Consider the following 24,687-nt stretch of genomic DNA (forward strand, 5'->3'; position numbering starts at 1 on the left):
CTTAACCGCGACTCGCAATAAAGGCGCGCCAGCCACCGAACTCGGTGATATCGAGGGCATCGGCCAGCGCCCATGGCTCGCAGATGAAGCCTTTGACGCTGCGCCCATCCGCCAGCAGCAGGTTGCCGATTCCCAGCGGCGCGGGGATCTCGGCGACGAACTCGCCGAAGCGTGCGAGGGGTATGTCCCACAGCTCGACGATGATCGCCCGACCGCTGTCCGCCTTGGCCAGCCCGGGCTTGGGCGGCACGGTGCCCGGCAGCGCGTACAGACGGTATGTGTCGGCCGTCAGGGTTTGCTCCACCAGCACCGCGTTGCGGCGGGTGAGCTGCACGTTGAGCGGCATGCCGGTGAGGTGCGCGCCCACCACCGCCACGCGCACGCAGCCGGGCGATTGGGCGGGTGCGGACGGTGCCGGCAGAGAGCGCTGGGTGGCGCCCAAAGGCAGCTCCAGGCTGGCTTGCCAGCGCTTGCCCAAGTGCGCCAGCGCCGTGTCATGCCAGGCCGGTGCGAGCAGGGTGATGCCGCTGGGCAAGCCATCGGCGCGCAAACCGGCCGGCAGCGCCAGGGCCGAGAGGTCGGCCAGGTTGGTGAAGTTGGTGTAGTAGCCGAACTGCGAGTTGTAGCGCACCGGTTCTTCAGCCATCTCGGCCAGGGTGCGCAGGGTTGGCGAAGTCGGCACCAGCAAGGCATCGAAACCAGCCAGGCTGTCATTGATGCGCCGGCTCAGTTCGGCCCGCAGGTATTCGGCTTTGTAGGCATCGCAGGCGCTGTACTGGCGGCCATTTTCGACAATGCCGCGCACCACCGGGTTGATTGCCTCGGGCTGGTTTTCCAGCATGCTTTCCAGGGCCACGGTACGTTCAGCGACCCAAGGGCCAAAGTACAACTGGTCCGCCAGTTCCTTGAACGCAGTGAAATCCACCGGGGTGATCACCGCGCCCAGCGCCTTGAAGTGTTCGACCGCGTGTTCGAACACGGCCTGGTTCTGGGTATCGCCGAAAAACTCCAGGGCCTGCGGGATGGCCAGCTTGATCGAAGCGCCCACCGCCACCGGCGCCGTGTTGGGATTGGCGCGGGAATAGGCATCGCTGGGGTCATATCCCGCCGCGACGTGCGCCACGGTCTCGGCGTCTTCCACGGTCAGCGCAAACACCGAGACACAATCCACCGTACGGCAAGCCGGCACCAGGCCGGTATTGGACAACCGTCCCTTGGTCGGTTTCAAGCCGACGATATTGTTGAACCCCGCCGGTACACGCCCGGAGCCCGCCGTGTCGGTGCCCAGGGAAAACGCCACCAGCCCACGGGCGACCACCGACGCAGAGCCGGAGCTGGAGCCGCCGCTGACGTAATCCCCATCAAAACTGTTGCCCACCGCACCATACGGGGAGCGCGTGCCCACCAGGCCGGTGGCGAACTGATCGAGGTTGGTCTTGCCCATCAGGATCGCGCCGGCTGCGCGCAGCTTCTGCACGACCGAGGCATCCTGCGTCGCCCGGTAGGCAAATTCGGGGCAGGCGGCAGTGGTGTCCCAGCCGGCCGCATCGATGTTGTCCTTGATCGCAAACGGCACGCCATACAACGGCAGCTTGGTCATATCGCCGCCCAGCGCTGCCAGCCGTTCGCTCAACTGTGCCAGTTGCCCGGCCAATGCCTGCGGTTGAGCGCGGGCGATCCAGGCGGTGTCCTCGGCGGGGTATTGGGTGGCCACCGTGAGCAGAATATCCGGGGTGATCGCGCCGCTGCGGTAAGCGGCCTGCCATTCACCGAGGGTCCAGCCAAAAACGTTGTGCATGGGAAACTCCATCTTGTATCCAAGTTTGGATTTCTCTAAAGCAAAGCCCACGCCAGGTCACTCTGCCAATGATTACGCGGGTATCGCCGCAAAACGTGCGCGTAGATGGCGCACCCGGGCATCGCCCATGCGCCAAAAAAAGACATTCAATGGCCCCCTCGGTTGCGACCGACCCGATACCGACCTACTGTTCCAGACCATGCTGTGCCATTTGCTGTCCCCCCACCCTAAGCCCCCAGGTGACGACATGCCCACACTACCCCGCCCTGCCGTACTCGAACTGATCGGCAACACGCCGCTGGTGCGGGTCAGCCGTTTCGATACCGGCCCCTGCACGCTGTTCCTCAAGCTTGAATCCCAGAACCCCGGCGGCTCCATCAAGGATCGCATCGGCCTGGCCATGATCGACGCCGCCGAACGCGACGGCCGCCTGCGCCCCGGCGGCACTATCATTGAAGCCACCGCCGGCAACACCGGCCTGGGCCTGGCGCTGGTGGGCCGGGCGAAAGGTTATCGGGTGGTGCTGGTGGTGCCCGACAAGATGTCCACGGAAAAAGTGCTGCACCTCAAGGCCATGGGCGCCGAGGTGCATATCACCCGCTCCGATGTCGGCAAGGGCCATCCCGAGTATTACCAGGACATGGCCGCGCGGCTGGCAAAGGATATTGACGGTTCGTTCTTCGCCGACCAATTCAACAACCCGGCCAACCCCCTGGCCCACGAAACCAGCACCGCGCCGGAAATCTGGGCGCAAACCCAACACGATGTGGACGCAATCGTGGTGGGCGTCGGCTCGGCCGGCACCCTCACCGGCCTGACGCGCTTCTTCAAACGGGTGCAGCCCGAGCTGGAAATGGTCCTCGCCGACCCGGTGGGTTCGGTGATGGCCGAATACAGCCGCAGCGGCAAACTGGAAACACCCGGTTCCTGGGCGGTGGAAGGCATCGGCGAAGACTTCATCCCGTCGATTGCCGACCTGTCCAGCGTGCGCCACGCCTACTCCATCAGCGATGAAGACAGCTTCGACCACGCCCGCCAACTGCTCAAGGCCGAGGGCATTCTCGGCGGTTCATCCACCGGCACCCTGTTCGCGGCGGCGCTGCGTTATTGCCGCGAACAGAGCGTGCCCAAGCGCGTGGTCACCTTTGTCTGCGACACCGGCACCCGCTACCTGTCGAAGGTCTACAACGACCAATGGATGACCGATGCCGGCTTGCTGCACTACAAGCACTACGGCGACCTGCGCGACCTGATCGCGCGGCGCTTCGAAGATGGCCGCGTGATCAGCGTGAGCCCCGACGACACCCTGCTCACCGCCTTCCAGCGCATGCGCCTGGCGGACGTGTCGCAACTGCCGGTGCTGGTGGGCGGCCGCGAACTGGTAGGGGTGATCGATGAGTCCGACATCCTGCTGGGTCTGCATCATGATGCGGCGGACTTTTCCATGATTGTCGCCAGCGCCATGAGCGACAAATTGCAAACCCTGGACCCCGGCGCCAGCCTGGCCGAACTGCAGGCCGAACTGGACCGTGGCCTGGTCGCCATCATTGCCGACGCGACGGGCTTTCACGGCCTGATCACCCGCGTCGACCTGCTCAACCACCTGCGGAGATCCCTTGCATGAGCCAGCCCGATAAAAGCGCGTTTGCCACCCGTGTGATCCACGCCGGGCAATCACCCGACCCGACCACGGGCGCGCTGATGCCGCCGATCTACGCCAACTCCACCTACCTGCAGGACAGCCCCGGCGTGCACAAGGGCTTCGACTACGGCCGCTCCCACAACCCCACGCGGTTTGCCCTGGAGCGCTGCGTGGCCGACCTCGAAGGCGGCAGCCAGGCGTTTGCCTTCGCTTCCGGGCTGGCGGCGATCTCAACGGTGCTGGAGTTGCTGGATGCCGGCGCCCATATCGTGTCCGGCAACGACCTGTACGGCGGCACCTTCCGCCTGTTCGACAAGGTGCGCCAGCGCAGCGCCGGGCACCGTTTCAGCTTTGTCGACCTGAGTGATGTGGCGGCGTTCGAAGCGTCCTTGCAGGACGACACACGCATGGTCTGGGTCGAGACCCCGAGCAACCCGCTGCTGAGCCTTACCGACCTCAGTGCCATCGCCCGGATCTGCCGCAGCCGCGGCATTCTCTGCGTGGCCGACAATACCTTCGCCAGCCCGTGGATCCAGCGTCCGCTGGAATTGGGTGTCGACATCGTGGTGCATTCCACCACCAAGTACCTCAATGGCCACTCCGATGTGATCGGCGGCATCGCCATCGTCGGCGACAACCCCGAACTGGCAGAGCGCGTAGGCTTTTTGCAAAACTCGGTCGGCGCCATCGCCGGCCCGTTCGACGCCTTTCTCACCCTGCGCGGCTTGAAAACCCTGGCCCTGCGCATGGAGCGCCATTGCAGCAACGCCCTCGACCTGGCCACCTGGCTGGAACAGCAACCGCAAGTATCACGAGTCTATTACCCAGGCCTGGCGTCCCACCCGCAGCACGAACTGGCACGCAGGCAGATGCGCGGGTTTGGCGGGATGATTTCAGTCGACTTGAACAGCGACCTGGCCGGCGCCACGCGCTTCCTGGAAACCGTCAAGCTCTTCGCCCTGGCCGAAAGCCTGGGCGGCGTGGAAAGCCTGATCGAACACCCGGCAATCATGACCCACGCCAGCATTCCGGCAGCGACCCGCGCGCAGCTGGGGATTGGCGCCGGGCTGGTGCGGTTGTCGGTGGGGGTTGAAGATGTAGAGGATCTACGAGCGGACCTGGCGCAGGCCCTGGCACGGATATAAATCCCCCAGCCAACAAAGATCAACTGTGGGAGGGGGCTTGCTCCCGATAGCGGCGTGTCAGGCACTGAATATTTGTCTGAACCACCACCATCGGGAGCAAGCCCCCTCCTACATTGAGTAGGCGTCACGCCTGGATTATGTTGGCACGCGCCGAATGCAGCTTCTTGTAGCTCTCGATCAAGCGCAAATGCCGGTCCAGCCCTTCCAGCTTCATGCTGGTCGGTGTCAGCCCATGGAAGCGCACACTGCCGTTGACCGAGCCGATCACCGCGTCCATCCGCTCATTGCCGAACATGCGGCGGAAGTTGGCTTCGTAGTCCGCCAGTTCCAGGTCGTCGTCCAGTTCCATCTCCAGCACCGCATTCATCGCCTGGTAGAACAGGCCACGCTCCGCGGTGTTGTCGTTGTACTGCAGGAACATCTCCACACACTCCTTGGCCTCTTCGTACTGCTGCAAGGCGAGGAAGATCAGCAGCTTCAATTCGAGGATGGTCAGTTGGCCCCAGGCCGTGTTGTCGTCGAACTCGATGCCGATCAGGGTGGTGATGTCGGTGTAGTCGTCCAGCTCGCTTTCGATCAGGCGCTCGACCAGCGCCTGCAGTTCGGCTTCGTCCAGGCGGTGCAGGTTGAGGATGTCCTCGCGGAAAAACAGCGCCTTGTTGGTGTTGTCCCAGATCAGGTCGTCCACCGGGTAGATTTCCGAGTAGTCCGGCACCAGGATGCGGCAGGCGGTTGCGCCGAGGTGTTCGTACACCGCCATATAGGACTCTTTGCCCATGCCTTCCAGAATGCCGAACAAGGTCGCGGCCTCTTGAGCGTTGGAATCTTCCCCCTGGCCGGAGAAGTCCCACTCGACAAACTCGTAGTCCGATTGGGCGCTGAAAAAGCGCCACGACACCACACCGCTGGAGTCGATAAAGTGCTCGACGAAGTTGTTCGGCTCGGTCACCGCCTGGGCTTCGAAGGTCGGCTGCGGCAGGTCATTCAAGCCTTCGAAGCTGCGGCCCTGCAGCAGTTCGGTGAGGCTGCGTTCCAGCGCCACTTCCAGGCTTGGGTGCGCACCGAACGAGGCGAACACGCCGCCGGTGCGCGGGTTCATCAAGGTCACGCACATCACCGGGAACTCGCCGCCCAGGGACGCGTCCTTGACCAGCACCGGGAACCCCTGGGCTTCCAGGCCTGCAATACCGGCCAGGATGCTCGGGTACTTCGCGAGCACGTCAGCCGGTACGTCCGGCAGGGCAAATTCACCCTCGATGATTTCGCGCTTCACCGCCCGTTCGAAAATCTCCGACAGGCACTGCACCTGGGCCTCGGCCAAGGTGTTGCCCGCGCTCATGCCGTTGCTGAGGTAGAGGTTCTCGATCAGGTTGGACGGGAAATACACCACCTCGCCATCCGACTGGCGCACGAACGGCAGCGAAACGATGCCGCGCGCTTCATTGCCGGAGTTGGTGTCGAACAGGTGCGAGCCGCGCAGCTCGCCGTCGCGGTTGTAGACCTTCAGGCAGTAGGCGTCGAGGATTTCGCTGGGCAGTTCATCATTCGGGCCCGGCTGGAACCAGCGTTCGTCCGGGTAATGCACGAACGGCGCATTGGCCAGTTCCTCACCCCAGAACTGGTCGTTGTAGAAGAAGTTGCAGTTGAGCCGCTCGATGAACTCGCCCAACGCCGACGCCAGGGCGCCCTCCTTGGTCGCGCCCTTGCCATTGGTAAAGCACATCGGTGAATGCGCGTCGCGGATATGCAGCGACCACACGTTCGGCACGATATTGCGCCACGAGGCGATCTCAATCTTCATACCCAGGCCGGCGAGAATCCCGGACATGTTGGCGATGGTCTGCTCCAGCGGCAGGTCCTTGCCGGCAATATAAGTGCCCGCCTCGCTGCCCGCGCTCGGCATCAACAAGGCCTGGGCATCGGCGTCGAGGTTGTCGACTTCTTCGATCACGAACTCCGGCCCGGCCTGCACCACTTTTTTCACGGTGCAACGGTCGATGGAACGCAGGATGCCCTGGCGATCTTTATCGGAAATATCAGCCGGCAACTCCACCTGGATCTTGAAGATCTGGTTATAGCGGTTTTCCGGATCGACAATATTATTTTGCGACAGGCGAATATTGTCCGTGGGGATGTTGCGCGTGCTGCAGTACAACTTGACGAAGTACGCCGCACACAACGCCGACGAAGCCAGGAAGTAATCGAACGGCCCCGGTGCCGAGCCATCGCCTTTATAGCGAATAGGCTGGTCGGCAATCACCGTGAAGTCATCGAACTTGGCTTCAAGCCGGAGGTTGTCGAGAAAGTTGACCTTGATTTCCATGGGGGCACACCAGAATAACGGGCTAAACAAAAATGGCCGCTATTATGAGGTTTTTCATTGGGAAGTTTCAGGCTTTTGACCAGTGGCTGACGAAATCGTCAATGTGCATTAATCTTCTGCACGTTCGCGCCGATGGACTGTTTGGAACCAGGGAGTAATCGGAATGCGCAACAATCAGCCCGTTACACAGCGCGAGGTTTCACTCGCGCCTTCGCAAAAACTCATCTCCGCCACCGATGTTCAAGGGATGATCACCTATTGCAACGACGCCTTCGTCGATATCAGCGGCTTTGAACGCGTCGACCTGATCGGCGCCCCCCAGAACATCGTGCGTCACCCCGATGTTCCGCCGGCCGTTTTTGCGCACATGTGGAGTGCGCTCAAGCAAGGCTTGCCGTGGATGGGCATCGTCAAGAATCGCTCGAAGAATGGCGATCATTATTGGGTCAATGCCTATGTCACGCCAATCTTCGACGGCAGCCGGGTGGTTGGTTTTGAGTCTGTGCGGGTCAAGCCCACAGCCGATGAAATCCGCCGCGCCCAGGCCCTCTACCGGCGTCTCAGCCAAGGCCAGCCGGGCGTGCCCCGCCAGGATGCCTGGCTGCCGGCGGCCTTGAGCTGCGTGCCTTATGTTGCAACCGCCATTGCTGGCAGTGTCGCCGGGTTGTTTCTCAGCGCACCGGTGGCTGTCGCAGTGGCTGCGGCTGTCGCGCTGCCGGTAGGCCTGTTGTGCTCACGCGGGCGCCAGAGCAGTACCTTGCGGCTGCTGGAGGGGGTTGAGCCCTCGACGTCGGATGCCTTGATCGCGCAGATGTACAGTGATGCACGTGGCCCGCAGTCACGCTTGGAAACCGCGTTTATCAGCCAGGCCGCACGCCTCAAGACCTGCCTCACCCGCCTGCAGGACAGCGCCGAGCAACTGAGTACCCTGGCCGGGCAATCCGATCAGCTGGCCAGCGCCAGCGCCAGAGGCCTGGACCGCCAGCGCCAGGAGACCGAACAGGTCTCGGCGGCCGTCAACCAGATGGCCGCGACCACCCAGGAAGTCGCCAGCCATGTGCAGCGCACTGCGGATGCCACTCAGCAGGCCAATGTCCTGACCGGCCGCGGCCGCGAAGTCGCGCGCGATACCCGCGAAGCCATCGAGCGCCTGTCCGTCGTCGTCGGGGAGACCGGCGTGACCGTGGCGCAACTGGCCAGGGACAGTGACGAAATCGGCAGTATGGTGGATGTGATCAAAGGCATCGCCGACCAGACCAACCTGCTCGCCCTCAACGCTGCGATTGAAGCGGCGCGGGCCGGCGAGCAAGGCCGAGGGTTTGCCGTGGTAGCCGACGAAGTGCGCCAACTGGCCCAGCGAACTTCGCAATCGACCACCCAGATCCATGGCCTGATCACCAAGCTCCAGGCGTCCTCCAACAACGCGGTGCAAAGCATGCAAAACGGCCATCGCCAAGCCCAGGAAGGCGTGGCCTGGGTGCTTGAGGCGGACCAGGCCCTGGTGGGCATCAGCGAAGCGGTGTCGCATATCACCGAGATGACCACCCAGATCGCCGCCGCCACCGAAGAACAAAGCGCCGTCGCCGAGGAGATCAGCCGCAACATCACCACCATCGCCGAACTGGCCGACCAGACCTCGATACAAGCCCATCAATCCACGGACCTGAGCAAGGAATTGACGAATACCGCGTCCACCCAATACGCGTTGGTGGAGCGCTTCAATCGCTGAAGGCAGACAAGCCTCTCTGATAGTCATCCCGCTTACTGTGGTGAGCGGGCTTGCCACAACAAGCCCGCTCGCCACACGATAACCACTCAAACGAAATACCTCCTTGCCCCTTCGACACAAACACGCTACAAATCCCACCACGAAGTTGTACGACAACCTAAAAACAAATCCCCATCCCCGACGATGGTGCCTACTGCCCGAGCCCTTCATGACTGCCCCCGTCTCCCTGCAAAGCACCCCTGCCCTGTTCTCCCGCCCCATTGCCGTGTTGATTCTGCTCTGCATGGGCTGTGCCTTCGCCGGCAATCACATCGCCGCTCGCGTCGCCTTCGATGATGGCGCCGGTGTGCTGTTGGCCATTCTGCTGCGCTCGGGTGGCACCTTGCTGGTGCTGGCCGCTTTGGTGCTGTGGCAACGCCAAAGCCTGCGCCTGCCGGCAGGTGCATGGCGCTGGCAAGTGCTGCTGGGCCTGCTTATCGCCACCCAGAGCCTGTGCCTCTACTCCGCCGTCGCCCGCGTGCCGGTAGCGCTCGCGCTACTGGTGGGTAACGTATTCCCGATTTTGCTCGCCCTGCTCACCTGGGTATTAGGCGGCCCACGCCCAACGACGCGCACCGCCTTGCTGATGGGCTTGATCCTGCTGGGCCTGGTGTTTGTGCTGGACGTACCCGGCCGCCTCTCAACCAGCGCCGATATCGGCCCGCAATGGCTGCTCGGCGTCAGCCTGGCCTTCTGCGCCGCCTTCGTGTTCGCCTGCGCGCTATGGATCACCGACCATAAGTTGTCCCAGGTTCGCGGTTCAGTGCGCAGCCTGCTGACGATCTTCGTCGTGTTCAGCAGCGTCAACCTCGCCGGCCTCAGCGGCGCCCTTCCCGGCGGCCTGAACCTGCCGGCCACCAGTACCGGCTGGCTGGCACTCGCGACGTTGGTGGTGCTGTATGGCACCGGTTTTATCGTGCTGTTCATTTCGGTCCCGCGCCTGGACATGCCGCGCAATGCGCCGGTCATGAACATTGAGCCGCTGGCGACGTTGCTGATGGGCTGGATCGTGCTCGATCAAATGCTCAGCGCCGGGCAGATGCTCGGCGGCGTCATCGTGGTGACCGGGATTGTGCTGCTGACGTATCGCAAGTCTGCGCGGTAACGATAGATCCCCGCCTGACCTGGCCCAATTCCTGCCTCCTCCACTCCCAACCAGTCGCTACTGACTATGCGGACGACTCTTTTGAGCCCGGCCGCCTATCCCCCTTCCCCGGATAATCCAGCATCCCCGACCCCTTCCGAGGCCTTCCCCATGACGAGCCCCTCCACCGAACAGGTAAGCCCCCAGACCCTGCGCAAGGTCATCATCGCCGCCGGCATCGGTAACTTTGTCGAGTGGTTCGACTTCGCCGTCTACGGTTTCCTCGCCACCACCATCGCCCAACAATTCTTCCCCAGTGGCGACGCCAGCGCGGCCTTGCTCAAAACCTTCGCGGTATTCGCCGTGGCATTTGCCTTCCGGCCCCTGGGCGGGATTTTCTTCGGCATGCTCGGCGACCGTATCGGGCGCAAACGCACCCTGGCCATGACTATCCTGCTGATGGCCGGCGCCACCACCTTGATCGGCCTGCTGCCCACCTACGCCGCCATCGGCGTCGCGGCGCCGATTCTGTTGTCACTGATCCGCTGCGCCCAGGGCTTCTCCGCCGGCGGCGAATACGCCGGTGCCTGTGCCTATCTGATGGAGCATGCACCCAGCGACAAGCGCGCCTGGTACGGCAGCTTCGTGCCGGTGTCGACATTCTCCGCCTTCGCCGCCGCCGCCGTGGTGGCATACGCCCTTGAAGCGTCGTTGTCCGCCGAGGCGATGGGCAGCTGGGGCTGGCGCCTGCCGTTCCTGATCGCCGCGCCGCTGGGCCTGGTGGGCCTTTACCTGCGCTGGAAGCTGGATGAGACGCCTGCCTTCCAGGCCGTGAAGCAGGAGCACGCGGTCGCCCACTCTCCGCTCAAGGAAACCTTGCGCAACCATGGTGCGGCGATCTGCTGCCTGGGCGCTTTTGTGTCACTGACGGCGCTGTCGTTTTATATGTTCACCACCTACTTTGCGACGTACCTGCAAGTGGCCGGTGGGCTGAGTCGGGCGATGGCGTTGCTGGTGTCGCTGATCGCGCTGATCTTCGCCGCGGCGATTTGCCCGCTGGCGGGGCTGTATTCGGATCGCGTGGGGCGTCGGGTCACGGTGATGACGGCGTGCGTGTTGTTGATGGTGGTGGTGTATCCGTCGTTCCTGATGGCCAGTTCCGGCTCCTTCGCGGCATCTATCGTCGGGGTGATGTTGCTGGCGGTGGGCGCGGTGTTGTGCGGGGTGGTCACGGCGGCGTTGCTGTCGGAGACCTTTCCGACCCGCACGCGCTATACCGCCTCGGCGATCACCTACAACATGGCGTATACGATCTTCGGCGGTACCGCGCCGCTGATGGCCACGTGGTTGATCAGCACCACAGGCAGCAACCTGTCACCGGCGTTCTACCTGATTGCCGTGGCGTTGCTGGCGTTGGCGGGTGGCCTGGCGTTGCCGGAGACGTCGAGGATTTCGCTGCATGACGTGGGCGATGAGGACAAAAGCCCGGCGCCGCTGCTCTCGCGTTAAGCACTCACACCATCCAAACCGTAGCAGCGGCCGACGCAGCCTCGCTGAAGCTCGTCAGCTGCTACACGGGATGCCCTTTGCTTATCGGGTCCTCACGCTTCAATTGAACAACAGCGCCACACGCCACTGAGCGGGTATGATCCAGGATGCCCCCGGCCGATTGGACCCACGCATATGCCCACCTCCCAAACCCGCCCTGCTCCCGCGCCCTTGCTCAAGCCCGGCGAAACCGTGGTGTTGTTCGACGGCGTGTGCAAACTGTGCAACGGCTGGGCAAGGTTCCTGATTCGCCATGACCGTCAACGACGCGTGCGGCTGGCAGCGGTGCAATCCCCCGAAGGGCAGGCACTGCTGGCCTGGGCCGGGTTGCCGCTGGATCAGTTCGACACCCTGGCGGTGATTCGCGACAGGCACTATTGGGTGCGTTCGGATGCAGTGTTGGAAATCATCGCGCAACTGCCTCGCGCCTGGCGTCCCTTGCGGCTGTTGCGCGGTATCCCGCGCGTACTGCGGGATTGGGCCTACGATCGCATCGCGCGTAATCGCTATCGGCTCTTCGGCAAATACGACACTTGCCTGTTGCCGGATCCGGATCATGAGCAGCGCTTTTTGAAGGGGCCGTTATGAACAAAGCGGTATGCATCGTTGCACCGGCTTGGGATGCCAAGTCTTGAGCGGGCACTCAGCCCCCCACAAACAGCCCAACCAACTGCCACGGCGTCATCTTCGTCACCATGATCATCACGATCACAAACATCCCCAAGAACCCAAAGACGCCCAGCCAGAACCATTGCCGGTACACACCACGGTATCCATCATCCAGCACCGTGTCGGTCTCGACCGCCCGAGAGGCCATCTGCTGCAAGCGCTTCTGCAGTACCAGCACCGGCAGCCACAGCGAGCCCACGCAGAGGAAGATGATCAACGCGGTCAGTACCCATTCAGTGGTCACAGACAGCCCGGCAAGCTGGATCAGCAGCAAGCCCGTGATGATCTGAATAACGCCCGCCGGCGTGGTAATCCAGGTATCAAACCGTACGACCATGCGCGCCACATGGGCGATCACTTGCGGGTTGGCCGTGCGACTGGCGGCGATCAGGTAGAGGTACGAGCCCATGCCGAAGCCGAACAGGAAAATCGCCGCGATGATGTGCAGGTACTTCAGGCATAGGTAGAGCATCCGTCAGGCCTGCCCGTCAGAGAAGCGCACCATCAGGCTCAGCTTCGTCGGTTCGTTGATGGCGGCCATGTATTCGTCGACGCTGATTTCGCCTACGCACGGGCGGGCACCGGGTTCGGGCACGTAACCGTGGGCCATTTTGGTGGCAAGGGCGACGGCTGCGCAGCTGGGGATTTCCGGGCCCTTGTCTTCCAGGGCCGTGAGTTGCACCGCCAGGGACAGCGGCTGACCGTGCATGCCAAGGCCTTGCACATCGATGTACATCGCGCTTTTGCCATCACCCAATCGTTCGAACCAGGTGCCCAGGCGATGCAGTCTGGCGGCCCATGCAAGGTGGTCGCGCACGATACCCATGCGTAGCGCTTGCGCCAGCAGATAATTGGCGACACCGCCCAGCTTGAGCCCCGCACCGGCCTTGAAGCGCAGGGTATGGGCGCCATAACGGCCAGCGAATATATCCATGTCAGGCACGTCCACATTGGCCAGCACCCGCGTGCCGAGCTGGGGCATCCTGCGCAGGGTCAGGTCCTGCCAGCCCAGCACTTCGTGCACTTGGCCCTGCTTGAGTTGCTTGATCGGTTTGCCCGCGTAGGCAAGCACACCTTCGATGGTCGACAGCCCCGGCATCTTCGCCGAAGAGGAAATGCCATGCTCGATGGTGTCGATGCGCATAAAGCGATAGCGGTACCGGTCGATGATGGCGGACGACAACGTCGGCACAGAGCTGCAACCGCTGAGGACGGCCACGCCCGCCTGCCGGGCTTTCGCATCCAGCACGCCGACGCCATTGACGAAGGTCCGGCAGTCCGACAGGTCGCAGTAGTTCACGCCCGCGTCGATGCAGTGCTGGGCGACGGCATAGGATTGCCCCTGGAACGGGCCGCCGGTGTGGATCACCAACTGGATGTCCATCGACTGCAAGACGCCAGCGAACCCGGCCGCCATGGCATCGCCGCACCAGCTTTCGCACAAGCGGCCGGAGGACGTTTTCAACGCATCGACTTTGCCCTGCAACTTCTGTGGGTGGCGGCCCGAGACCACCAGTTCAATGCCCGGCGCGCCCGCCAGGTGCCGGCAAATGATGCTGCCAAAGTTGCCGTAGCCGCCGATCACCATCACCCTGAGTGCCATTGCATGTTTCCCTGATCAATCAATTGTGCGCAGGGCCTGAGGCAGGCCGGCGGCTGAAACGGCTAAAGATACCCGATTTGCTTAACCGCCTGAGCCAGGAACAACACTCAGGCAGCACTGCTCCCAAGCCTCAGGGCTGCTTACGATAAAGCCCGGTCAGATAGTCCTGGCTGTCCGGCGCCGAGTTGTGCTCGATCACGGCAAAGCCCTTCACCAGTTGGATGTGATACGGCCCGGCCCGAGGCGGCGCCTGGGGTGTGCGCACGATGATCAGGTTTGCGGTTTCCATCGGCACGCGTTGGTGCGTAGTGATGATGATCTTGTCGGTGCCGGTGTCTTTGAGCGTCACGCTAAGTTCCGCCACCTCCCGGCCCTGGGCATCGCGGTCGGGAAGGATTTTCAGGTCGAGGTCACCGTCGCGGCCGAGAAAGTCGTCGCGCATCTGGTAATGGCCATCGCGCTGGTCACGGGCCACGTCGCCGAGTTTGTCGTACTCAGGCTCCCGGTCCTGCCTGTGCAGTTGAATCTGCAGTTCAGGCTGGTCGCCCTTGGCGCCGCTGACCCAGGTGCCCGCGTAGGCATAGGGTTCGACGGTTTCCCGCGTGATGCGCCAGATGCCGGTTTGACGGCCGTCATCGGCATATTCGTGCAGGTAGATAAACGACTGGTCGCCGTATTCACCCTGATTGCCCACCAGCTTGATCGGCTTGCCGCTGCCGCTTTTGGTGTAGCGCAACTCACCGATCAGCACCGCGCCCTGTTGCTGGTACCAGAGTTGTACCGGGATCTTGCCGTTGAGCGTGCCGGCCAGGAACTCGGGGTCTTCGTTTACCGGCCCTTCCAGCCTTGGCGTTTCCAGCCATTGACCGTCCTTCCACTCGCCGGTGGTGCGCAGCATGTAGCCGCTGGGCATGCTGTTGTTGGCGTCATCGTCGGTCGCGGGCACTTCTGCCTGGGTGTACGAGCTGAGTTTTACCAGTTCACCGTCGCGCATCTGATAGCGGCTGGCGCGGGTCCAGCAGCAACCACGGTCGGTCTGCGAATGGATAGTGCCGTCCTTGGGATTGATCGAAAACATCCCGCCGGAGGTCTCGTTGGCCAGCTCGGTCAAGGGACCATTCAACACCCAGTGGGGCTTCTGCGGGTCTTGCAGATACACGTCGTAACTCGACTGAAAGTCTTTATCCGCGCCGTTGCCATTGCGGATCGCCAGGTCCTGGCGGCCATCCTGGTTGATATCGGCGAAGTACACCACGCCGTTCTCCCCCATCAGGCGCCAGTCCACGGTTTTACCTTGCTGGTCCAACGGCACATGGGCATCCGGGGTCTGCAATTGCTGAAGGATTTCGAGTGAGCTTTTATCGCGCAGGGTGATGAGCGCCGGCGCCAGGTGCTGCAAGTCCTGCGGCAACTCCGGGAACAACACCTCGACCAGGTAGTGACCGCTGGGGTCATTGACCGAGAACGAACGGGGCTCGGCCATGACGGGAGCGGCCAGGGCCAGGGACAGGAGTACACCGCTGAGTCGCGTACGCATCCAACGCATCCTTGCTGAAATTCGGGGGCGGCAGTGTAAAGGCAAATGGCGAAGGCTTCGAACAAATCGCTGTTTAGGCGCACTCAATGACTGCTATGTTTTGTGCCTCACGAGCCAAAGGATGTGCCATGGAACCGTTAGCCACCAACGCTGCACTGGTGATCATCGACATGCAGCAGGGCATGAATGATCCGAAGCTCGGGCGCCGCAATAATCCGCAGGCCGAGCAGCAGTTGCAGCAGTTGCTCGACGCCTGGCGGCAGTCGGGGCGGCCTGTGGTACACGTCAGGCACATCTCCCGTACCCCCGGCTCGGTATTCTGGCCGGGCCAGCCGGGCTGCGAATTTCAGCCTGCGCTGCAACCGCTGGCCCACGAACACGTAGTGGAAAAGAACGTACCTTGTGCCTTCACCGCCACGGGGCTGGAACGCTGGCTGCATGCGCGTTCGATCAAGCAACTGGTGATCGCCGGGGTGATCACCAACAACTCCGTCGAAGCAACGACGCGCACAGGCGGCAATCTTGGCTTTGACGTGATCATCGCCGCCGACGCCTGCTACACCTTCGATCAAACCGATTTGTCCGGGCGCCTGTGGCCGGCCGAGGACGTGCACGCGCTGTCACTGAGCAACCTGGCAATGGACTACGCCAGGGTGGTCGAGACGGCTGGAATTCTCAGCGCTCTGCGCTGAACACGCCTGCCTGCGCCAGCATTTCAACCAGCGCTTCGGGCCACACCGTTTCCTCGGTGGCGCGCAACGCCTGAGCCGACCACCAATGATGGTCCGCCATTACCTGGGTCTCTTCCAGCGTCCATTCGGCCTTGGACAGTTCGCTGCTGGCGGCGCGGACCACAAAGTAGTGCTCGACGGCCGACACCGTTTCACCGCTGGGCAGCATCAGCGCAAATCGGCGCTCAGCGATGGACGCAGTAACGGCCTGCACCTGGATACCGGTTTCCTCGCGCAGCTCACGGATGGCAGCCGCCTCGAAAGTCTCCCCGGCTTCAACGCCGCCGCCGGGAGTGGCCCAGTAATTTTTACCGGCCAACGCGCCGTTTTTATGGACGAACCTGAACAACAGCACCTCGTGCGCGGGGTTGATCACCAGCAGTCGTGCTGCTTTTCGTTCACGCATGGGTGTATTCCTTGGGTAGTTTTCCAGTAATTGCGCAATGGTCTTGGCAGCTCCCTTGCTTTAGCCGAGTGCGGGGACGCCGGCAAGGGCAACCTGGCCGACCCCAAGCGTTTCGGCACCGTGGATTACAACCTGGGCGTGGTCAACGGCATTCTCAACGTCGACGCGCTGCGCCTGGCCCAGGAAAAAGGCATCACGCCGCGGGATTGCAGCCAAGAGCAGTAAAACGACCCAACTGTGGAAGGGGGCTTGCTCCCGATAGCGGAGTGTCAGTCAACTGATTTATTAGCTGATCCACCGTCATCGGGAGCAAGCCCCCTCCCACATTCAGACTGAGGCGTGTCAGCCCACGCCTACTTCAACCGCGCGACTTTTGGCAGTCGCCCATGCGACCGAAATCTGCCGGATGTAAACAGCTCAACTGTGGGAGGGGGCTTGCTCCCGATAGCGGAGTTTCAGTCAACAGATTTATTAGCTGATCCACCGTCATCGGGAGCAAGCCCCCTCCCACATTCAGACCGAGGCGTGTCAGCCCACGCCTACTTCAACCACGCGACTTTTGGCAGTCGCCCATGCGACCGAAATCTGCCGGATGTAAACAGCTCAACTGTGGGAGGGGGCTTGCTCCCGATAGCGGAGTGTCAGTCAACTGATTTATTTAGCTGATCCACCGTCATCGGGAGCAAGCCCCCTCCCACATTCAGACCGAGGCGTGTCAGCCCAGACCTATTTCCACCATTCCAGCATTCAACCGCACCGGCCACACCCGCAAACGCTGGTGCGGTACCTCCAGGCACTGGCCGTCGTGCAAACGGTAATGCTGCTTGTAGATCGGTGCAGCCACCACCAGGTCGCCCTTGATGCTGCCGACCAGCCCACGACCAATCACATTCGCACCGGATTCCGGGTCGTGGTTGTCGATGGCGTACAGCGTCTGGTCCTGGGCGCCGGGCAGGTAGAACAGCGCGACTTGGGCGCCGTCCAGCCACACCACCACGCCGGAATTACTCACCAGGTCGGTCTCGTTGCACACGCTTTTCCAGGTAGCAAGGTTGCGCTGCGTGTTGGACTGGCTCATCAGGCAAGCTCCTCGGTGACGGGAATCAGGTTGAGTTCGGCGGCCATGATCGGCCGACGCTGGCCGCGTTCCTGGACAAAGTGGATGTCCGGGTCGGGGCGTTTGTCGTTGACGAAGGTGCGGAAGCGCTTGAGTTTTTCCGGATCTTTCAGCGCGTTGGCCCACTCGCATTCATAGCGGTCGACCACCAGTTGCATCTGCGCTTCAAGCTCGGCGCCCAGGCCCAGGCTGTCGTGCAGGATCACGTCCTTGAGGAAATCCAGGCCGCCTTCCAGGCTTTCGCGCCAGACCGAGGTGCGTTGCAACTTGTCGGCGGTGCGGATGTAGAACATCAGGAAGCGGTCGATGTACTGGATCAGCGTGGCGTCATCCAGGTCGGTGGCGAACAGTTCGGCGTGGCGTGGGCGCATGCCGCCGTTGCCGGCGATGTAGAGATTCCAGCCCTTCTCGGTGGCGATCACGCCCACGTCCTTGCTCTGCGCCTCGGCGCATTCGCGGGTGCAGCCGGACACCGCGAACTTGAGCTTGTGTGGCGAACGCAGGCCCTTGTAGCGGTCCTCGATCAGCAGCGCCATTTTCACGCTGTCCTGCACACCGTAGCGGCACCAGGTGCTGCCCACGCAGGACTTCACCGTGCGCGTGGACTTGCCGTAGGCGTGGCCGGTTTCAAACCCGGCCGCGATCAGCTCGGCCCAGATGTCCGGCAGCTCGTGCAGTTGCGCACCGAACAGGTCAATACGCTGGCCGCCGGTGATCTTGGTGTAGAGGTCGTACTTCTTCGCCACTTCGCCAATCACGATCAGTTTGTCGGCAGTGATCTCGCCGCCCGGAATACGCGGCACCACCGAGTAGGTGCCGTTCTTCTGCATGTTGGCCATGAAGGTATCGTTGGTGTCCTGCAACGGCACCAGGGACGCGTCCATGATCGGCTGGTTCCAGCACGAGGCCAGGATCGACCCCACCGCCGGTTTGCACACATCGCAGCCGGTGTGGCCGCGGCCATGCTTGGCCAGCAGTTCTTCAAACGTGAGCACCCCTTCCACACGCACCAGGGCATACAACTCCTGGCGGGTATAGGCGAAGTGTTCGCACAGGCTCTTGTCGACGCTGACGCCACGGGCAATCAGCTCGTGCTCGAACACCTGCTTGAGCAACCCGGCGCAGCCACCGCAACCGGTGCAGGCCTTGGTCTGCGATTTGAGCAGGCCGAGGTCGCTGCAACCGGCGTCGATGGCCGAGCAGATCGCACCCTTGTTGACGTTGTGGCACGAGCACACCGTGGCCGATTCCGGCAAGGCGCCTGGGCCGAGGGTCGGTGCGCCGCTGGACGATGGCAGGATCAGGCTGGCCGGTTCGGCCGGCAGCGCGATGCTGTTCTGCATGTATTGCAGCAAGGTGTCGTAGTAGCTGTTGTCGCCGACCAGCACCGCGCCGATCACGTGTTTGCCGCTCGCATCCACCACCAGGCGCCGATAGCTGGCGCTCGCCTCGTCGATGAACTGGTAGCTGCGCGCACCCGGTGTATGGGCGTGGGCGTCGCCGATGGAGCCCACGTCCACGCCCAGCAACTTGAGCTTGGTGGACATGTCGGCGCCGACAAACGGCTCAGCGGTGTGCTCGCACAACAACGCGGCGACGCCACGAGCCATCTGGTAACCCGGCGCAACCAGGCCGAACAGGCTGCCGTTCCAGGAGGCACATTCGCCAATCGCGTAGATATGCGGGTCGCAGCTCAAGCACTCGTCGTTGATCACCACGCCGCCGCGCGGGCCAATGTCCAGGCCGGCCTGGCGGGCCAGGGCATCCTGGGCGCGGATACCGGCGGAGAACACGATCAGGTCCGTTTCAAGGAATTCGTCATTGGCAAAGTTCATTCGGTAGCGGTACTGCTCGCCGGCACTGATCGATTGAGTGGCGCGGGACAGATGCACACCGACGCCCAGCCGCTCGATCTGGGCCTTGAGCGCCAGACCGCCAAAATCATCCAGCTGTACCGGCATCAAGCGCGGCGCGAACTCCACCACGTGGGCTTCCAGGCCCAGGCTTTTCAGGGCGTTGGCGGCTTCCAGGCCGAGCAGGCCACCGCCCACCACCACACCACGGCGCGCATTGGCGGCAGCGGTGCGAATGGCGTCGAGGTCTTCGAGGGTGCGATACACCAGCCGTGAGTCGCCTTCAGCGCCCTCGATCGGCGGCACGAACGGATAAGAGCCGGTGGCGAGTACCAACTTGTCATACGCCACGCAGCCCTGGGCGGTAATCACCTCACGGCGCTCGCGGTCAATCTCCAGCACCGGCACCCCCAGGTGCAAGGTGACGCCCGGGACCTGGTACAGCGAGGCGTCGGACAGTGCCAGCGACTCGGCATCGCGGCCGGTGAAATACTCGGACAGATGCACGCGGTCATAGGCACGCATCGGCTCTTCGCTGAACACGTGCAGCCGGTAGTGATCCAACGCGCCGCGTTCGATCAGTTGCTCCACGCAATGGTGGCCGACCATGCCATTGCCGACGACGATCAGGGTTTTCATCTGTTTGTTCATATCAAGCACCCGACAACGTTCATCACGGTTTAAAAAGCAAAAAAAAACGCCTGAAACCTTACGGTTCCAGGCGTCTTTGCCTGTTCTTATGCGGGATCGGATCGGCGACTGCGCCGGATCTACCGCTTTATGCCCCTGTTGTCGATCGTCGTTGACCGAGGTGGGTTGAGGGGGAGCTTGCAGGGTCTGTGCCAATTGGCCGCAAGCGAGCACTCACGGCGGCGACAGGCAATCAACTGCACAAAGCACACCCAATTTCGCCTCCAACTGGTGCGCCTTGCTTCAAAAAAGCGCACGTTCAAAGGATCACAAATGCTTCTATGGTGAGGGGGACTGTTGTGGCGAGCGGGCTTGCCCCGCGTTGGGTGGCGAAGCCGCCCCATTACTGCCACTGCTTGCTTCCTGTAAGGACTGAGGTGCCTGGGTTTGGGGCTGCTGCGCAGCCCAACGCGGGGCAAGCCCGCTCGCCACAATTAACCTGTGCTTAAGAAATTGGCGCGTGACTTGCTAGGAACACACACAGAGCAGTCAACGCTGATTGCCCATTCACGACAAAGGCGCCGTGCAATCCCCGTTTCCAACGGAGGGTTGCAGGGCGCTTTTTTGTTGGCGGGCAGAAAAAGTTTCGAGGGTTACGGATGGCAAACCAAAGCGTACGCAGTGTGTGTCCCTATTGTGGTGTGGGCTGCGGCATCGTCATGCAGGTGGAAAATAATAAGGTGGTCAAGGTCATCGGCGACAAGGCCCACCCCACCAACTTCGGCCGCCTGTGCACCAAAGGCACCACCTGCGGGCAGGCCATCGCCGAGTCCGGGCGGATGGAGAACGCCTACCTGCGCGAGAAGCGTGACCACGACCCGGTGCGCATCGCCATGGACACCGCCATCAGCGAAACCGCCGGGCGCCTGCGCGGCATCCTCGACAGCCACGGGCCGGATGCCTTGTCCTTTTATGTGTCCGGGCAAATGTCCCTGGAAGCCCAGTACCTGATCAACAAATTGGCCAAAGGCTTTGTGCGCACCAACAACGTCGAGTCCAACTCGCGGCTGTGCATGGCCAGCGCCGGCAGCGGCTACAAGCTGTCCCTCGGTTCCGACGGGCCGCCGGGCTCCTATGAAGACTTCGACCGCGCCGACCTGTTCTTCGTGATCGGCGCCAATATGGCCGACTGTCACCCGATCCTGTTCCTGCGCATGATGGACCGGGTCAAGGCCGGGGCGAAGCTGATCGTGGTCGACCCACGGCGCAGCGCCACGGCGGACAAGGCCGGCCTGTACCTGCCGATCAAACCCGGCACCGACCTCGCCCTGCTCAATGGCCTGTTGCACCTGCTGGTCAAGAACGGCCACACCGACCCGGCCTTTATTGCCGCGTTCACCGAGGGCTGGGAGGCCATGCCCGGCTTCCTCGAGGACTACCCGCCGCACACGGTCGCCGACATCACCGGCCTGGCCGAAGCGGATATCCGCCAGGCCGCCGACTGGATCGGCCAAGCCGCCGAGTGGATGAGCTGCTGGACCATGGGCCTCAACCAAAGCACCCACGGCACCTGGAACACCAACGCCCTGTGCAACCTGCACCTGGCCACCGGCGCCATCTGCCGCCCCGGCAGCGGGCCGTTTTCCCTCACCGGCCAACCCAATGCCATGGGCGGCCGTGAGATGGGCTACATGGGCCCTGGCCTGCCGGGGCAACGCTCGGTGCTGGTGGAGGCCGACCGCGCATTTATCGAAGACCTCTGGCAGATCCCCGCAGGCAGCCTGCCGCGCCAGGTTGGCAGCGGCACCGTGGCGCTGTTCGAGCAGATGAGTGCCGGGCAGATCAAGGCCTGCTGGATCATCTGCACCAACCCGGTGGCCAGCGCGCCCAATCGCCGCAAGGTCATCGAAGGCCTGCAAGCCGCCGAACTGGTGATCACCCAGGATGCCTTCCTCGACACCGAGACCAACCGCTACGCCGACATTCTGCTGCCCGGCGCGCTGTGGGCCGAGGCCGAAGGGGTGATGATCAACTCCGAACGCAACCTGACCCTGATGCAAAAAGCCGTCGAACCACCGGGCGAGACCTTGCCCGACTGGCAAATCATCGCCAGGGTGGCCTGCGAGATGGGCTTTGCCGAAGCCTTCACCTATGCCAGCGCCGCCGAGGTCTTCGACGAGATCAAGCGCGCCTGGAACCCCAAGACCGGCTATGACATTCGCGGCGCCAGCCATGAACGGCTGCGCGAGCAACCGCTGCAATGGCCCTGCTCTTCAGACGCGGGCGCGGACCGCAACCCGATCCGCTACCTGGATACAGGCACGCTCAGATTCGCCACCGAAAACGGCAAGGGCCAGTTCCTGGCACGCCCGCATAGGCCGCCGGCAGAGATGCCCGACGCAGCCTTCCCTTTCGTGCTCAACACCGGCCGTTTGCAGCACCAGTGGCACACCCTGACCAAGACCGGCAAGGTCGCCACGCTGAACAAACTCAACCCCGGCCCCTTCGTCGAACTGCACCCCGAAGACGCCGCCAGCCTGGGCATCAAGGACAAGGACCGCGTGGAGGTGCGCTCCCAACGCGGGCGTGCCGTACTGCCTGCGGTGGTCACCGACCGCGTGCGCCCGGGCAACTGTTTTGCGCCTTTCCACTGGAATGATGTATTTGGCGAAAACCTGGCGATCAACGCGGTGACCAACGACGCGGTCGATCCGATTTCCCTGCAACCCGAGTTCAAGTTCTGTGCCGTGGCCCTGGCCCGGGTCGAGTTGATCGATCACCAGTTTCTCGATAGACCGGCCACGAATGACCTTTCCCCCTTAGCAGAGGACCTCGCCATGTCGCGCCTCGACGCCTTCGCCGATATCGCCGGCCTCCGTAACGTGCCAGCGCCGCCACTGAGCGACAGCGAGCGTACTTACCTCGCAGGTTTCCTCAGCGGTCTGCGCTCCGACGCCAGGCGCCAGGCCGCCGGTGTACCGGTGATGCCAAGCAATGCGCCGCTGGCCAAGGACACCCGACTGTGGCTGGACGGTTTGCTCGGCGGGCTGTTCAGCCGCGCAGAAGCCAGCGCCGTCGCAGCACCGCCTTCCCCCACCGTCACCCTGTTATGGGCCTCACAGACCGGTAACGCTGAAGCCCTGGCCGAGCGATTCGCCAAGCGCCTGCGCGACGCAGGTATCAGCGTGGAACTCAGCGCCATGGCGGACTTCCCGCCCAGCAAACTGCTGAGCACGCAAAACCTGGCGCTGATCAGCAGCACCTTCGGCGACGGCGACCCGCCCGACAATGGCGAAGGTTTCTGGCACAGCCTCAGTACCGCCGAGATCCGCCTGGAGTCGCTGCGCTTTGCGGTACTGGCCCTGGGCGATCCGAATTACGACCAGTTCTGCAAACACGGCAAACGCCTTGACCAGCGCCTGCTGGAGCTGGGCGCGACCCGCCTGCTGGAGCGCGTGGATTGCGACACCGAATTCGAAGAGCGCGCCTATGCCTGGCTGGCACAGCTGCAACAGACCCTCAACCCGGCCAAGCCCGCGACGCTCGCCCCACCCGCCACCCCGGCGGGCAAAACCAAGCTGCATGGCTCACGGCTGCTGCTCAACCGGCACCTGAACCCGCAGAGCACCCACAAGGAAACCCGCCAGTTCGCCCTGGACCTGACCGACTCCGGGCTGAGCTATGAAGCCGGTGATGCCCTGGGAGTGATGCCGCGCAACTGCCCGGAACTGGTCAGCGAACTGCTCGACCTGACGCGCCTGGATGCCAGTGCCTGCGTGAACATCGACACCTTCGGCGATGTACCGCTGCACCAGGCATTGACCCAGCGTTTCGAAATCGCCCGGCCCAGCAGCGACACCTTGGCCTTTATCGCCGAGCGCAGTGCCAACCCAGGCCTTAAACGCCTGCTGAGCCCTGAGCACAAGGCCCAACTGCAGGATTGGCTGTGGGGCCGGCAACTGGTGGATGTGCTGCACGAGTACCCCATCGATTGCTCGGCGGACGAACTGCTCGGCACCCTCAAGCGCCTGCAACCACGTTTGTATTCAATCGCCTCCAGCGCCAAAGCCTACCCGCAGGAAGTGCACCTCACCGTGGCTGCCGTGCGCTATGGCAAGCGCAAGGGCGTGTCCTCGACCTTCCTCGCCGACCGCGCCGCAGACAGTGAGGTGCCGTTGTTCGTGCAGCCATCCAAACACTTCCGCACACCGGCCGACGGCGCTGTGCCGATGATCATGATCGGCCCCGGCACCGGTGTGGCGCCGTTCCGCGCGTTTTTGCAGGAACGTCGGGCTCTGGGGCATCAGGGCCGCAACTGGCTGTTCTTTGGCGAGCAGCACGCGGCCAGCGACTTCTACTACCAGGATGAACTGCAAGGCATGCAGCGCGACGGCCTGCTCACCCACCTGAGCCTGGCGTTCTCCCGCGACCAGGCGCAAAAGATCTACGTACAGGACCGCATCCGCGAACAAGGTGCCGAGCTGTGGCGCTGGCTGCAGGACGGCGCGCAGCTGTATATCTGCGGGGATGCCAGCCACATGGCCAAGGACGTCGACCAGGCGTTGCGCCAGGTCGCGCAAACCCACGGCGGGCTTGGCGTTGAGGGCGCGATGGAGTACTGGCGCCAGTTGAGCGAACAGAAGCGTTACCTGCGTGATGTCTACTGATTGGATACAGAACAATAAGCACTTTGTATTGTGTACAAAAAACCCTAAAGATTTACCAGCATGGGGCCGAAACAGCGGTGATAGCAAATCGCCGCGCTGTTTTTCCTGAGCCGACGATTTGACCACCCTCTGCGCTGATGGTCGTCTCGATGAAAATAAAAAATAA

At 62.8% G+C, this 24,687-nt stretch carries 17 protein-coding genes; 9 read left to right on the plus strand and 8 right to left on the minus strand.

Going from position 1 to position 24,687, the window contains the following annotated elements:
* Window position 1: 1 nt before the first annotated feature.
* Window positions 2-1,798, minus strand: a complete 1,797-nt coding sequence (gene atzF / locus M2397_RS08810; RefSeq protein WP_259242663.1) for an allophanate hydrolase — start codon at window positions 1,796-1,798, stop codon at window positions 2-4.
* 247 nt (window positions 1,799-2,045) lie between these two features.
* On the opposite strand from atzF, the gene M2397_RS08815 reads away from it, so the two are divergent.
* Both M2397_RS08815 and M2397_RS08820 read left to right on the plus strand, forming a co-directional pair.
* Window positions 2,046-3,422, plus strand: a complete 1,377-nt coding sequence (locus M2397_RS08815) for a cystathionine beta-synthase (protein ID WP_167656729.1) — start codon at window positions 2,046-2,048, stop codon at window positions 3,420-3,422.
* Window positions 3,419-4,585 (plus strand): cystathionine gamma-synthase, encoded by a 1,167-nt coding sequence (locus tag M2397_RS08820; protein WP_259242664.1) that lies wholly within the window; start codon window positions 3,419-3,421, stop codon window positions 4,583-4,585. The genes M2397_RS08815 and M2397_RS08820 overlap by 4 nt, the downstream gene beginning before the upstream one ends.
* A 124-nt stretch (window positions 4,586-4,709) precedes the next feature.
* On the opposite strand, the gene M2397_RS08825 is transcribed toward M2397_RS08820, so the two are convergent.
* Window positions 4,710-6,908, minus strand: a complete 2,199-nt coding sequence (locus tag M2397_RS08825) for an OsmC domain/YcaO domain-containing protein (RefSeq protein WP_131696117.1) — start codon at window positions 6,906-6,908, stop codon at window positions 4,710-4,712.
* A 163-nt stretch (window positions 6,909-7,071) separates the two neighbouring features.
* On the opposite strand from M2397_RS08825, the gene M2397_RS08830 reads away from it, so the two are divergent.
* The 4 genes from M2397_RS08830 to M2397_RS08845 all read left to right on the plus strand — a co-directional run bounded on the left by M2397_RS08830 (window position 7,072) and on the right by M2397_RS08845 (window position 11,896).
* Entirely contained in the window at window positions 7,072-8,637 is a 1,566-nt protein-coding gene (locus tag M2397_RS08830; protein WP_131696116.1) for a PAS domain-containing methyl-accepting chemotaxis protein, read from the plus strand.
* A gap of 208 nt (window positions 8,638-8,845) precedes the next feature.
* A complete protein-coding gene (locus M2397_RS08835) occupies window positions 8,846-9,781 on the plus strand; it encodes an EamA family transporter (protein WP_145337724.1) in 936 nt (311 codons plus the stop codon).
* Window positions 9,782-9,931: 150 nt separating this feature from the next.
* The gene (locus M2397_RS08840) at window positions 9,932-11,269 is read left to right on the plus strand and encodes an MFS transporter (RefSeq protein ID WP_131696114.1); all 1,338 of its coding nucleotides are present in this window, start codon (window positions 9,932-9,934) and stop codon (window positions 11,267-11,269) included.
* Between the two features lie 174 nt (window positions 11,270-11,443).
* A complete protein-coding gene (locus M2397_RS08845) occupies window positions 11,444-11,896 on the plus strand; it encodes a thiol-disulfide oxidoreductase DCC family protein (RefSeq protein ID WP_259242665.1) in 453 nt (150 codons plus the stop codon).
* A 55-nt stretch (window positions 11,897-11,951) separates the two neighbouring features.
* Here the strand turns inward: M2397_RS08845 and M2397_RS08850 are convergent, their stop codons facing one another.
* From M2397_RS08850 to M2397_RS08860, 3 genes are all read right to left on the minus strand, one after another.
* A complete protein-coding gene (locus tag M2397_RS08850) occupies window positions 11,952-12,449 on the minus strand; it encodes a DUF2269 domain-containing protein (protein ID WP_131696112.1) in 498 nt (165 codons plus the stop codon).
* A 3-nt stretch (window positions 12,450-12,452) separates the two neighbouring features.
* Window positions 12,453-13,580, minus strand: coding sequence for a saccharopine dehydrogenase NADP-binding domain-containing protein (locus tag M2397_RS08855; protein WP_259242666.1), 1,128 nt, complete (start codon window positions 13,578-13,580; stop codon window positions 12,453-12,455).
* A 130-nt stretch (window positions 13,581-13,710) separates the two neighbouring features.
* Entirely contained in the window at window positions 13,711-15,117 is a 1,407-nt protein-coding gene (locus M2397_RS08860) for an XAC2610-related protein (protein WP_259242667.1), read from the minus strand.
* 128 nt (window positions 15,118-15,245) lie between these two features.
* Between M2397_RS08860 and M2397_RS08865 the strand changes: the two genes are divergently transcribed.
* Window positions 15,246-15,809, plus strand: a complete 564-nt coding sequence (locus tag M2397_RS08865; protein ID WP_259242668.1) for a cysteine hydrolase family protein — start codon at window positions 15,246-15,248, stop codon at window positions 15,807-15,809.
* Here the strand turns inward: M2397_RS08865 and M2397_RS08870 are convergent.
* Window positions 15,793-16,254, minus strand: a complete 462-nt coding sequence (locus tag M2397_RS08870) for an NUDIX hydrolase (RefSeq protein ID WP_131696108.1) — start codon at window positions 16,252-16,254, stop codon at window positions 15,793-15,795. The two genes, M2397_RS08865 and M2397_RS08870, sit on opposite strands and share 17 nt — an antisense overlap.
* A 30-nt stretch (window positions 16,255-16,284) precedes the next feature.
* Between M2397_RS08870 and M2397_RS08875 the strand changes: the two genes are divergently transcribed.
* Window positions 16,285-16,479: a hypothetical protein gene (locus M2397_RS08875; RefSeq protein ID WP_259242797.1), complete on the plus strand. Its 195-nt coding sequence runs from the start codon at window positions 16,285-16,287 to the stop codon at window positions 16,477-16,479.
* A gap of 490 nt (window positions 16,480-16,969) precedes the next feature.
* On the opposite strand, the gene nirD is transcribed toward M2397_RS08875, so the two are convergent.
* On the minus strand, window positions 16,970-17,332 hold the full coding sequence (gene nirD, locus M2397_RS08880; protein ID WP_259242669.1) for a nitrite reductase small subunit NirD: 363 nt from the start codon (window positions 17,330-17,332) through the stop codon (window positions 16,970-16,972).
* Window positions 17,332-19,875, minus strand: a complete 2,544-nt coding sequence (gene nirB, locus M2397_RS08885) for a nitrite reductase large subunit NirB (RefSeq protein ID WP_259242670.1) — start codon at window positions 19,873-19,875, stop codon at window positions 17,332-17,334. The genes nirD and nirB overlap by 1 nt, the downstream gene beginning before the upstream one ends.
* A gap of 638 nt (window positions 19,876-20,513) precedes the next feature.
* Between nirB and M2397_RS08890 the strand changes: the two genes are divergently transcribed.
* Window positions 20,514-24,521 (plus strand): bifunctional nitrate reductase/sulfite reductase flavoprotein subunit alpha, encoded by a 4,008-nt coding sequence (locus M2397_RS08890; protein ID WP_259242671.1) that lies wholly within the window; start codon window positions 20,514-20,516, stop codon window positions 24,519-24,521.
* The last annotated feature ends 166 nt before the right edge of the window (window positions 24,522-24,687 follow it).

The sequence above is a fragment of the Pseudomonas sp. BIGb0381 genome (assembly GCF_024809815.1).
Classification (GTDB): Bacteria; Pseudomonadota; Gammaproteobacteria; order Pseudomonadales; family Pseudomonadaceae; genus Aquipseudomonas.